The organism is Paenibacillus diazotrophicus (assembly GCF_042610465.1).
In genome coordinates this window covers 45647-58615 of record NZ_JBGJZN010000010.1, presented here as the reverse complement: position 1 = coordinate 58615, position 12969 = coordinate 45647, and the positions used below count along the sequence as shown (strand labels likewise).

At 46.9% G+C, this 12969-nt stretch carries 8 protein-coding genes; 6 read left to right on the top strand and 2 right to left on the bottom strand.

The window, feature by feature from the left end:
* The first annotated feature begins 221 nt into the window (after positions 1-221).
* A complete protein-coding gene (locus tag ACAN54_RS27255; RefSeq protein WP_379163176.1) occupies positions 222-1235 on the top strand; it encodes a hypothetical protein in 1014 nt (337 codons plus the stop codon).
* A gap of 16 nt (positions 1236-1251) precedes the next feature.
* Here the strand turns inward: ACAN54_RS27255 and arr are convergent, their stop codons facing one another.
* A complete protein-coding gene (arr, locus tag ACAN54_RS27250; protein ID WP_379163174.1) occupies positions 1252-1668 on the bottom strand; it encodes an NAD(+)--rifampin ADP-ribosyltransferase in 417 nt (138 codons plus the stop codon).
* Between the two features lie 326 nt (positions 1669-1994).
* A complete protein-coding gene (locus ACAN54_RS27245) occupies positions 1995-3293 on the bottom strand; it encodes an MFS transporter (protein ID WP_379163172.1) in 1299 nt (432 codons plus the stop codon).
* A 360-nt stretch (positions 3294-3653) separates the two neighbouring features.
* Between ACAN54_RS27245 and ACAN54_RS27240 the strand changes: the two genes are divergently transcribed.
* From ACAN54_RS27240 to ACAN54_RS27220, 5 genes are all read left to right on the top strand, one after another.
* Entirely contained in the window at positions 3654-4643 is a 990-nt protein-coding gene (locus tag ACAN54_RS27240; protein WP_379163168.1) for a tRNA dihydrouridine synthase, read from the top strand.
* A gap of 323 nt (positions 4644-4966) precedes the next feature.
* A complete protein-coding gene (locus ACAN54_RS27235; RefSeq protein ID WP_379163165.1) occupies positions 4967-9646 on the top strand; it encodes a fibronectin type III domain-containing protein in 4680 nt (1559 codons plus the stop codon).
* A 173-nt stretch (positions 9647-9819) separates the two neighbouring features.
* On the top strand, positions 9820-10389 hold the full coding sequence (locus tag ACAN54_RS27230) for an SF0329 family protein (RefSeq protein WP_379163162.1): 570 nt from the start codon (positions 9820-9822) through the stop codon (positions 10387-10389).
* A gap of 242 nt (positions 10390-10631) precedes the next feature.
* Positions 10632-11648: a carbohydrate-binding protein gene (locus tag ACAN54_RS27225; RefSeq protein WP_379163159.1), complete on the top strand. Its 1017-nt coding sequence runs from the start codon at positions 10632-10634 to the stop codon at positions 11646-11648.
* Between the two features lie 238 nt (positions 11649-11886).
* Positions 11887-12675: an SDR family oxidoreductase gene (locus tag ACAN54_RS27220; protein WP_379163156.1), complete on the top strand. Its 789-nt coding sequence runs from the start codon at positions 11887-11889 to the stop codon at positions 12673-12675.
* Positions 12676-12969: the final 294 nt, after the last annotated feature.

Below are 12969 nucleotides of genomic sequence, written 5' to 3'. Positions count from 1 at the left end.
AATTTCGCATAAGGATGATAGAAACCGTGACAGCTATTGCTGTCGCGGTTTCTGCTATGTGTATCAATATATGTCTCTGACCATTCCCCAAATGTAGTTCTTGGAGGACTTATAGAGATAAATGCCGAAATTTATCAATTAAGAATAATATCCCTGAAAAGTAGTCTAAAGACACAAAGTGTGTATCGTTTCATTTAAATAGTTAGAGGGAGATAAATTGTATGCTTTCTGAAAAGTATAAGGAAAATTGTTATGAACATATTGAAGGTTCAGTTCATTATTGTAATGGAGATTTAAAGGTTTTTAAGGGGAACGAGCTAAGCATAGACTATTCCATTATTGATAGTATGGAATTTAACGCGAATAGTAGCGTATTTGATGATAAAACTTATAAATTGAAAATGAATTCTGAGGTCTTCGAGAAAACATTTCATATCTTAAACACATTATTGTACAAAGAGAACATTAATTTCTATAGGATCATCTCTGGCGGTGAAAAGACATATAACAGTGAAAAAGCAAACTTATATTTAGATTTAATGCATGCAATCTCGACAAGATTAATCATTTTCCACGAATTAGGCCATATTTATAATGGCCACTTAGATTATTATCAGACTTTTAAAACAGGAGCCCAGGGATTATCCCTTTTCCTGAATTCAAGTGAAAATCAATTACCTCCTTTAGAGAGTCAAGTACTCGAGATGGACGCAGATGCTTTTGCTGCTACAAGAATAATAGGTCAGTTCACCTTTTCACCAAACATCGAAGCCTACAATAAGATTATTCCTGATCTATTTAAGCACCATATTCATTCCTTAATTTTGGTAATTATTAGCTCATGTATTACATTTAGCATTATGGGATTGGGACGAAAGAGAGAACCAGGAGACTATCTGAGTTCTAAATATTTGCCGCTTAGAACAAGACAGGATTATTTTGTCAGGTGTGCTCTGAATGCTTACAAGATATTGAATGATGATCAAACGATTTATCAGGAATCAGAATTATTAGATATTAATTTCTATAGAGAGGTATTATTTAATGTTGAACAGTATGTGAATTTGTATTATCAAGAAGCTTTAGGAATACACAAGGATGATATGAATTCAAGTAACAACAAGAATGAATTAGACGAAGTGTTAATTAAGCATGCAGATTTTTTGGAAGACTTTTGGTCTATAGAAATGAGAAGTAAGTTGTTACCATTTGCCCATTTGGGTTTGGCTTATTAAACGGAGATAATTTGTCTTAATCATAGATTACGAATTTCCCTTGTTCATGCAGCTTGTTTATGGAAGTCATCATATGATTGATTTGTTCATCGGAATGTCTTTCCCACGCACTTAATTCAGCTACGATTTTCAGTGGTGATTTAGATCGATAGGAGCGTGTCGGGTTCCCGGGAAATCTTTTGTCCGTTACGTTAGGGTCATTCTCAAATTCACCTAATGGTTCTACAATATATATTCTTTCTTTCGATGTAGAGGCCGCTAATTCGGCACCCCATTTAGCAGCCTCTAATGTTGCTGTGAAATAGATATGGTTGGATTTTTTATCTTGGTAATTCGATAAGTGTTGTGGTTCTAAATGATCGCCAATGTTCAATTCGGCTTTTGTCCCGTGGAAAAATGGCCCCATATCCAAGACATCTTTCTTGTCCTCCATTTTAGTACACCTCTTTTATTGGATTTGTATACAACAGTATAAGTTAGGAATTTCCAAAAGAGTAGTCTACAAATCATTTTTATAAAGCGTTATAATGAAAGTAGAGGAAAGGTTATCGGTCGACGGTAGCGATTCAAACTTAATGAGTGAGGAACGAAAAGCACGGTGATGGAATCGAACCATTGCTTTTTTTTGCGTTCTTTAAGGCGGCTCCGGCAAGCACCCTGTGCACATTTGGCAGATACCTGAGATATAGCAGGATAATAAAAAGCACAGGGCAGCTGTTATAAGCTACCTTGTGCTAATTGCTGTTGGAAATGAAGATACTATTCTTCCAATCTCCAGATATGCTTATCCGCCCGGAACGGCAGGCAAGAACATGCGCCAAAAATTCCGATCGCAAGAAATAGCAAGGCTGCTCCGGAGCCCTTTCCTGTTCCGACTAGTGCGACCCACAGGCTGTCTATCGACTGCACGGCCATAAAGGGTTCAAACACCCTGTCAACCAACACACCACCGCACAGATATCCCACAGGAATGGTGAAAAACTGTAAGGTATTCCTCGCCGAATAGACACGCCCCTGCATCTCAATCGGGATGGTTGAGCGGAAAAGTACATCCATATTAGCGTTCATAACCGGAATGAATACCCATCCGAGGATGGCGCCCAAACACCACACAGGTGTACTTCTGCCAAAGGCAAGGATGAAATTCTCGGAGCTCATGGAGAAGAGCAGGCAGTTCAAAATGACCCGAACCCGGCTTTTAGGCGGCGGCAGAATAGCAACCGAAAGGCTTCCGACCATCATGGCTATCCCAGTAACGGTGTTGACCATACCCAGCGCGAACTCGCCGCCGCCAACACGTGAGAGCATCATTGCGGGCAGGGCAGCATTAAAGATCGAGGCGGTAAAATTGATCACGGCCAAAAAAAGGATCAAATCCAGAATGCCCCGGTTGTCCCGGAGATACCGCAAGCCGTTTTTGGCAGATTGTAATATTGTCTCGCTTCCCGTGCTGCTTCGGGTTGGAACTGGCGGGATATGGACAAAGCATAGCAGCGCCATGAATGCTGTAATAAATGTAATCAAATCAAACAGGATAACAAACCGGATACTGGCAAAGGAAAGCATTGAAGTGGCGAGTATAGGCGTCAGTATGGTAACCAGCGAATTGGAAAAGGAGCGCATCCCGCTAACCTTCTGGTAGTGTTGTTGCGGAGCCAACAGGCTGATTGCTACATCCGACGCCGGCTGCTGTACAGTGTTCATAAGTCCAGTTAAGGTATTAATCAAATACAGATGCCAAATCTGGAGTGTACCCGTTGTCAGCAGAATAAGGACCGTAATGGTACAAAGTGCCGCAAAGCTGTCACTGATCAGCATGGTGGCCTTCTTGTTCCACCGGTCGCTCAGTGCACCTGCGAAGATACTTAGCAGGACATAGGGTGCGTAGGAACAGATAACCAATAGCGAGCTGGTAAGAGCTGACCCTTGCTGCTGATAAGACCAGATCACCAAGGCAAAGGCGGTCATTGCACTACCCAGTGCTGAAAAGGACTGTGTAATCCATAAAATCAGGAAAGTCCGAAGCTCCCTGATGTTCGTTTTAAATGTTTGTATCATGACTCTGCTCCTCTTTCAAAGAATTCTTAACGATTCAATGAAAGTGCAAAGCCGAACGGACGAACTGTAATTCGCTCCGTGCAGTTTCGTCCGGTTCAGACCTTGCACGGAGCAGTGCCACTGCATATTTTCATGTGTATTCTCCTTCTTTATCGCCCGAATTTGAATTTACCTAATAGTAAATTCTTCTTTATTTTACCATGTGCAATCCCTGAAAATAACTATATAATTGCAATTCAAAAGATGCACATTTATTGGCTGCGCATGCTTCTCACGGGGTTATGATATACTTTGTTTTACAAGTTCGTTTACTACTTCGGGATAAAGAGTTGTCCCGGTATAAATAGAGAGGTTTTGAATATGACAAATAACTTTTGGCTTGATTTACCACGGCCTTTTTTCATACTGGCGCCCATGGAGGATGTGACGGATGTGGTGTTTCGCCATGTCGTAAGTGAAGCGGGCAGACCGGATGTGTTTTTTACGGAGTTTGCGAATTCAGAGAGCTATTGTCACCCGGAGGGGCACCATGCGGTACGCGGGCGTTTGACTTTTACAGAAGATGAACAGCCCATTGTAGCGCATATCTGGGGAGATAAGCCGGAATACTTCCGTCAGATGAGCATCGGGATGGCTGAGGAAGGCTTCCGGGGCATTGATATTAATATGGGTTGTCCTGTAGCGAATGTAGCAGAGAACGGGAAGGGAAGCGGCCTGATCTGCCGTCCTGAACTCGCAGCGGAGATCATTCAGGCCGCAAAGGCCGGAGGGTTACCGGTCAGTGTCAAAACAAGGCTCGGTTTCACGGACATCGACGAATGGCGCGGCTGGTTAACCCATATTTTACAGCAGGACATTGTGAATCTGTCCATTCATCTGCGCACCAGAGAGGAAATGAGCAAAGTAGATGCCCACTGGGAGCTGATTCCGGAGATCAAGAAGCTTCGTGATGAGGTGGCACCCCATACCCTGCTGACCATTAACGGGGATATTCCCGATCGTCAGACTGGTCTAAGGCTCGCTGAAGAGTACGGTGTGGATGGGATTATGATCGGGCGCGGTATTTTTCAAAATCCGTTTGCCTTTGAGCAGGAGCCTAAGGAGCACAGTAGTGAGGAATTGCTTGATCTGCTGCGGCTGCATCTGGATCTCTACGATCAATACGCAGGACAGGTCCCACGTTCGTTCAGTCCGCTTCAACGATTCTTCAAAATCTACGTCCGCGGCTTCCGCGGGGCAAGTGAATTAAGAAATAGCTTAATGAACACCAAGTCGACAAGTGAAGTGCGTTCGCTGCTTGATGAGTTTGGGGGTAGGGAGCAGGCCGGGGCTGAGGATGGTGGAGCTTAAGCTGCTATATATTCAGCATTTTATTCGGAAGTTGGGATAATCCGGAGATTCAAATGATCGAGTCAGGGCTGTAGCAGCCTTGGCTCTTTTTACTTTTTCACAGAATTGTCTGTCTTAATAACATAAGAGCGTCTACTTAGCGTTAGAAATCTCTAAATTTTTAATAAAAAATTAAAGGAACACAAAGCTTTATGTCGAAACTTTAGACTTAGTTAACTATGAAAGGACGGATATCTATTAATACTATGAAATTTCTAAAAAAGACATTGATGTTGCTCCTTTGTATGCTCATTCTATCTGGAGGACTCACTAATTTCCAAATGATGGGGGTTGTATCTGCAGCGGCATCAACAGTGACTTTTAACGCGACTGAAACTAACGCAGGCGTATGGGACGACGGGATTGCTGAGGATGGCGATGGGGGTTCTTATAATATTCCTAACCGTACTTTACAATTTTTTAATATCAGCGATACTAACGGTACATTAATTCCAAAGATATTAGTACATGGAGATTCGTATGCGCATGACTTTTTCAATGCACTTTCGAGCTATGATGCTGTCTTAAGTAATAATGGCTGGAAAGGAATGGGGATAAAATCAGCAGATGGATCAGAGTTTCAGATCAATGGTTTCTTTTATTCAAATTATGGTGAGGTGGCTCCGATTACAATTACCGTAGTTGGATACCGCGACGGGATTATAGTTACGAACGCTTCATTTCAAGCAGATGAAGTGATAGATGGATATGTATCCAAGAACGTCTTCCTGAATGAAAGTTTTGATAACGTAGATGCAGTCCTTCTGTATTCAAGTACTCCAAGTTGGCACGGGATTAATAATATCGTGATTGACGACGCAGTTGTTCCAGTGCCAATTACAGACTTTGCAAGCACAGCGAAGACGAGTACAAGCGCAACGTTTGGCTGGACGGCAGCAAGTGGAGCGACAGGTGTAAGCATTCAGCGGTCGCCAGCCGGAGCGAACACCTGGACCACAGCGACGACGGGTGCCATTGCAGTGAATGCGGGAACAGCGACCGTGACGGGATTAAGTCCGGCAATGAGCTACGACTTCCGGCTCGTGGTCACAGGCGGGGCGAATGCAGGCAACTCGAATACGGCAAGTGCGACGACTGACGCAGCGCCAATTACCAACTTTGCAAGCACAGCGAAGACAAGCACGAGTGCAACGTTTAGCTGGACGGCAGCGAGTGGAGCGACAAGTGTAATCATTCAGCAGTCGCCAGCCGGAGCGAATACCTGGACTACAGCGACGACGGGTGCCATCGCAGCGAATACGGGAACAGCGACCGTGACGGGATTAAGTCCGGCAATGAGCTACGACTTCCGGCTGGTGGTGACAGGCGGGGCGAATGCGGGGAACTCGAACACGGTAAGTGCGACGACTAACGCAGCACCAATTACTGACTTCGCAAGCACAGCGAAGACAAGCACGAGCGCAACGTTTGGCTGGACGGCAGCGAGTGGAGCGACAGGTGTAATCATTCAGCAGTCGCCAGCCGGAGCAAATACCTGGACAACAGCGACGACCGGTGCCATCGCTGCGAATGCTGGAACAGCGACCGTGACGGGATTAAGTCCGGCAATGAGCTACGACTTCCGGCTGGTAGTGACAGGCGGGGCGAATGCGGGGAACTCGAACACGGTAAGTGCGACGACTAACGCAGCACCAATAACTGACTTCGTAAGCACAGCAAAGACAAGCACGAGCGCAACGTTTGGCTGGACGGCAGCGAGTGGAGCGACAGGTGTAATCATTCAGCAGTCGCCAGCCGGAGCGAATACCTGGGCCACAGCGACGACCGGTGCCATCGCAGCGAATGCGGGAACAGCGACCGTGACGGGATTAAGTCCGGCAATGAGCTACGACTTCCGGCTGGTGGTGACAGGCGGGGCGAATGCGGGGAACTCGAACACGGCAAGTGCGACGACCGACGCAGCGCCAATTACCAACTTTGCAAGCACAGCGAAGACAAGCACGAGCGCAACGTTTAGCTGGACGGCAGCAAGTGGAGCGACAGGTGTAATCATTCAGCAGTCGCCAGCCGGAGCGAATACCTGGACCACAGCGACGACGGGTGCCATTGCAGTGAATGCTGGAACAGCGACCGTGACGGGATTAAGTCCGGCAATGAACTACGACTTCCGGCTGGTAGTCACAGGCGGAGCGAACGCGGGGAACTCGAACACGGCAAGTGCGACGACTAACGCAGCACCAATTACTGACTTTGCAAGCACAGCGAAGACAAGCACGAGCGCAACGTTTGGCTGGACGGCAGCGAGTGGAGCGACAGGTGTAATCATTCAGCAGTCGCCAGCTGGAGCAAATACCTGGACCACAGCGACGACGGGGTCCATTGTAGCGAATGCGGGAACAGCGACCGTGACGGGATTAAGTCCGGCAATGAGCTACGACTTCCGGCTCGTGGTCACAGGCGGAGCGAATGCGGGGAACTCGAACACGGTAAGTGTAACAACTGACGCAGAACCAATCACCGACTTTGCAAGCACAGCGAAGACAAGTACAAGCGCAACGTTTGGCTGGACGGCAGCAAGTGGAGCGACAGGTGTAATCATTCAGCAGTCACCAGCTGGAGTGAATACCTGGACTACAGCAACGACGGGTGCCATTGCAGCGAATGCTGGAACAGCGACCGTGACGGGATTAAGTCCGGCAATGAGCTACGACTTCCGGCTGGTGGTGACAGGCGGAGCGAATGCGGGGAACTCGAACACGGTAAGTGTAACGACTGACGCAGAACCAATCACCGACTTTATAAGCACAGCGAAGACAAGCACGAGCACAACGTTTGGCTGGACGGCAGCAAGTGGAGCGACAGGTGTAATCATTCAGCAGTCGCCAACCGGAGCGAATACCTGGACCACAGCGACGACGGGGTCCATTGTAGCGAATGCGGGAACAGCGACCGTGACGGGATTAAGTCCGGCAATGAGCTACGACTTCCGGCTCGTGGTCACAGGCGGAGCGAATGCGGGGAACTCGAACACGGCAAATGTAACGACTGACGCAGAACCAATCACCGACTTTGCAAGCACAGCGAAGACAAGCACGAGCGCAACGTTTAGCTGGACGCCAGCAGGTGGAGCGACAGGCGTAATCATTCAGCAGTCGCCAGCCGGAGCGAATACCTGGACCACAGCGACGACGGGTGCCATTGTAGCGAATGCGGGAACAGCGACCGTGACGGGACTCACCGCAGCGACAGACTATGACTTCCGATTGGTAGTCACAGGCGGGGCGAATGCGGGGAACTCGAACACGGTAAGTGTAACTACAGCTACGGTTCCAGCGGCCCCGACGAATGTATCAGCAGTTGCTGGAAATGGGCAAGCAGTAATTAGCTTTACAGCCCCAACCGATAATGGTGGAATGGCAATTACGGGATACGAAGTGACAGCTTCACCGGGAAACGTAGTTATGGGCGGAACTGCAAGTCCGATTACAATAACAGGCTTAACCAATGGAATAAGTTATACCTTTACGGTGAAGGCGATTAATGGAGTAGGCAGTAGTGTACCTTCTGGTGCATCTAGTGCTGTTATCCCAACGGCACCAACACCAACACCAACACCAACGCCAACACCAACACCAACAGCGACAGCAACACCAACAGCAACAGCGACAGCAACAGTAACAGCAACACCAGCAGCAACACCAGCACCAGCAGCAACACCGGCATCAACATCATCACCAACACCACAGACCGGAACAAGCGTTGATGTGCTCGTTAACGGTAAGGTGGAGAATGCGGGAACGGCAACAACAAGTAACCGAAATGATCAAACGGTGACGACAGTTGCCATTGACCAGAAAAAGCTGGACGACAAGCTTGTCTCTGAAGGCCTAAATGCGATTGTAACCATTCCGGTTAATGTGAAGTCCGACATAATTGTAGGCGAACTGAATGGTCAAATGGTTAAAAATATGGAGAATAAACAGGCTGTATTAGAGATGAAAACGGATCGGGGAACGTACGTCCTGCCCGCACAGCAAATTAATATTGACTCGATCTCCAATCAAGTTGGTAAGGCAGTTGCACTGAAGGATATCACCATTCAGATTGAAATTGCAGTGCCTACAGCAGAAAGTATGAAAAAGGTAGCGGATGCGGCAGCAAATGGATCATTTACTTTGGTAGCACCACCCCTTGATTTTACAGTGAGAGCAACAAGTTCTGGTACAACAGTTGAAGTATCTAAATTTAATATTTATGTAGAACGCACTATCGCTATTCCAGAAGGAATTGATCCTAATAAGATTACGACAGGCGTTGTAGTTGAACCGGACGGAACAGTTCGTCATGTACCCACTAAGATAGTTACAATCGACGGTAAATATTACGCCAAGGTCAACAGCTTGACGAATAGTACCTATTCGATTGTCTGGCATCCGCTTGAATTCAGTGATGTCTCGGACCACTGGGCAAAAGCTGATGTCAACGACATGGGGTCAAGAATGGTGGTTGAAGGCACAGGAAACAGTATGTTCAATCCCGAACAAGATGTTACACGAGCTGAATTTGCAGCGATCATCGTTCGCGGACTGGGGATCAAGATGGAGAATGGTGTGAGTGGCTTCTCGGACGTGAAGGCTGCAGACTGGTTCAACAATGCCATAAATACAGCTAAGGCATATCACTTGATCGACGGGTTTGAAGATGGAACCTTCCGTCCGAACGACAAAATTACCCGCGAACAGGCGATGGTGATTATTTCCAAAGCGATGACGATCACGAATTTAAAAGCGAAGCTATCCACTCCATCGGTAGAAGCAGCACTTCGTCCTTATGCTGATATGGCCGAGGTTTCCAATTGGGCACGGAGCAGTATTGCTGACACCATACAGGCTGGCATTGTATCGGGAAGAAGCAGCACAGAGGTTGCACCAAAAGACTACATGACTAGAGCTGAGGTCGCAACGATCGTGAAGCGGCTTCTTCAAAAGTCGGAATTAATTTAGTATCCTTTCAAAAGCGGGGGTAATCCTATTGATGTCCTAAGAGACATGAAAGGATTACCCTTTTCTTTTTGTGGGGAAATTAACGAAGAATATAAGAGGATCGAGCTGAATGGAGAGAGGGAGAAACCGGGGCCAACAAACCGTTCATCTGTTTGTATATGGAGGGGGATCACATGTCCTGGAGCAAATTGAAGCAACAATTAGAGGGCTTTCTTAGTCCTGCGTTAGAGGGAAGAGTAGAATACCGTGCACCGGGTTACCGTTATCTGCCTGATAAATCAGGGATTTGTTATATCTCGGTAGATAAAAAGAACGTACTCAACATGAGTGATAAGACGAACCCTATCAGATGGTATCAATCGGAGCTGGACATTAAGAATGATCCGGATATCCAAATTCCTATCGCAAGTAGCGACATTGAAGCGGTCAGACAAGCCACTAAGGGGCCAGTGCCGGAGGATCGCCTAATCGTAATGGCCCGAAGCAGAAAAAGTACGGAACACGCCAAAGAGCTAATGGCAGCCCAGGCTGCACTCGTTAAATCGAATTTTATCGTGGTGGCTAATAAGTTCCTGACTACTCCGATAGAGGAGAGCTTGGAGAGCAGTGATATGGTACTCAATATTCTGGCATTGATGGATCGACGGGTTGGGAAAAAGCGGATTGTAGGTATGGCGGAGAAGATGGAGTTGAAGCATCCGGTTGTGCGGTGGTTTTATGAGCTGCGGCGGGGGACGTTGTAAAGTGAAATGCGTTGCAGCATCAGTAAGAGAATGGTTTGGCTTAGGAACGGTATTCCATGGAATATGATCAGCTTAGATAGCTCTACTGGCGGCGGATGTCAGTGGGGCTATTTGTTATGGCGGCGATTCGTTGAAGTTTATCCATTATGGAATTAATTTCAAAAATGATAATAAAATATAATGCTTTGTGGATCGTCTCATGGGCGAGACCCGGATAAATAATATTTAAGGAGGTTAAGAGATTGAATAAAAATGTTTCAGCTAGAGCCGTATCACTTTTGGTAGTAATTGCAGTATTTCTATCCCTATTCTTCACAGCCTTAACGCCGGCACACGCTGCCACCAGAGGAGCATGGGCTCCAAATACAGCATATGCAGTAAATGATACAGTAACCTATAGTGGAAGTACTTATACCTGTCTTCAGGCACATACTTCCCTCGTAGGCTGGGAGCCGCCTAATGTGCCTGCTCTGTGGAAGAGCGGAGGAACACCCACACCGACACCAACACCAACAACACCCCCAACAACAAACGGAGTCACATTCTATGCAGATATCAACTATGGTGGAAAGGCAGTAACCCTTGGAGTAGGCAATTATGTACTGTCTCAGCTGAATGCTTCAGGAATTCCGAATGACTGGATGTCTTCGCTCAAGGTCCCTGGCGGCTGGACGGTTGAAGTATATGAGAATGATAACTTTGGAGGGACCAAATGGACCTATACTGCAGATTCATCCTGGGTTGGCGACACGGTCAATGACAAGATGTCTTCGGTTAAGATTTATACGGGTTCACCCCCTACTTCTGTAACCAAACCTTCCGAGGTTCCCAGCCAAATATGGACCTATGTAATGAATGTAGACAATCAATTCGGTAAAGGCGGAGATTTTGCTTTATTGCTGAGTGCCGTGATCAAAAAGGAAAGCAGCTTTGGAGCAGGTCTGCCAGGCAGTCCATCAGCCGGTGACGGATTGATGCAGGTAGAACCCAACACACGCAATGCCTATCTATCTCAATTCAGCGCCAAATTTGGCCGCGCCTATAATCACAGCAGTGAACAGGATCAGGTTTGCATGGGTGCACTGATTTTGGATGGGAAGATTGTCAGGTTCGGAAATATATATAACGGATTGCTACACTATAACGGTGGGGACAACTGGTATCCAGGCGCTACAGATTCATACGGCCGTCCGATTCTGGCAGATCAATATGCAGATGCCGTTTATGCTACTTATAAGGGGTATGGCGGTAAAAATTAAGAGATTACATTCCAGCCACATCTTATTGTATTCTATTTTATTCGCAGCAACTAAAAGAAGGCAGAAAGACGCTCGGGATTCCCCCTCGAAGCGTCTTTATTTTTATCCCGGAATAGTTGTTTTCGTGAAAGATAAGGATCGATAAAGGAGAAAGCATAAAGGTATAGAAATACTTTTAGAAACTGATACACCTAGCCCGTTCAGGAATAGCTCCACTTAAGGTGAAGGAGGACTTATTTTGACAAATGTAGTGATAACAGGAAGCACCCGAGGGATTGGGTTATCTATGGCAACGGAATTTCTGCAAGCAGGCTGTAATGTTATACTGTCCGGCAGAGGAGACCTGTTAACGGAAGCGGCTGAGGCAACACTTTCGCCCTTTAAGGGGAAATACATCTATGTCCCATGCAACGTTCAGAAAAAGGCAAGCCTGCAAAACCTCTGGGACGCCTCTTTGGATAAATGGGGCCAGATAGATATCTGGATCAATAACGCGGGGCAGAACACACCGCACTTGTTTGCCTGGGAAACGGGCGAAGCTTACACGGAAAATGTTATAAACACAAATATTACAGGCATGATATACGGCTCACAAGTTGCGGCAGCGGGGATGATCAAACAGGGGCATGGCGCGGTATACAGCATGGAGGGTCTGGGCTCCAACAACATGATCCAGCTGAAGACCATATTGTACGGTACTACTAAGCACGCATTAACGTATTTTATGAAAGGGCTTTCTAAGGAGCTGGAGGGTACAGGAATCATAGCGGGGCGGTTATCTCCCGGCATGATGCTGACTGATTTTATCACCAAAACGCCCGACGGTGGGCAGTCTGAGGTCATCGCAGATGAAAAGTTCAAAAAGGTATTTAATATCTTAGCAGACAAGCCTGAGACGGTCGCCAAATTTTTCATACCAAGAATACTCAGCAACACCAAGAATGGTGCCCAAATCGCCTGGCTGACAAACAGAAAGGCTGCATGGCGTTTTTTGACAGCTGGTTTTCGTAAAGATAGGCTGATTTAGAACAAAGAGACTATGCCCCGGAGGGAAGGCTGTTCCAATTGAGGGAATCTCCACCTGGCGAGCGCCAGGCAATTTAGCTACCTGATGATTTGCGCCGTTGATGACCTCAAGGATGCTGCTCCCGAGTGGGGAAGGGGTATGGTGGGAATTTGAACCGGGGAAGCGAATGAGAGGTTTCGAACGGAGTAAACGACAGAGAAGTTAACAGGGATCGCCCTCTCTTCAGTGAAGAGGATTCCAGGATATGGTACGATGGGAAGGAGTTTAGTTGGAAGTTGCGGACGAAAGGGGAAG

Bases quoted from the DNA above. Each gene is read 5' to 3' on its own strand.
- ACAN54_RS27255 (WP_379163176.1), top strand. From the start codon at position 222: ATGCTTTCTGAAAAGTATAAGGAAAATTGTTATGAACATATTGAAGGT.
- ACAN54_RS27240 (WP_379163168.1), top strand. From the start codon at position 3,654: ATGACAAATAACTTTTGGCTTGATTTACCACGGCCTTTTTTCATACTG.
- arr (WP_379163174.1), bottom strand. From the start codon at position 1,668: ATGGAGGACAAGAAAGATGTCTTGGATATGGGGCCATTTTTCCACGGG.
- ACAN54_RS27235 (WP_379163165.1), top strand. From the start codon at position 4,967: ATGGGGGTTGTATCTGCAGCGGCATCAACAGTGACTTTTAACGCGACT.
- ACAN54_RS27245 (WP_379163172.1), bottom strand. From the start codon at position 3,293: ATGATACAAACATTTAAAACGAACATCAGGGAGCTTCGGACTTTCCTG.
- ACAN54_RS27230 (WP_379163162.1), top strand. From the start codon at position 9,820: ATGTCCTGGAGCAAATTGAAGCAACAATTAGAGGGCTTTCTTAGTCCT.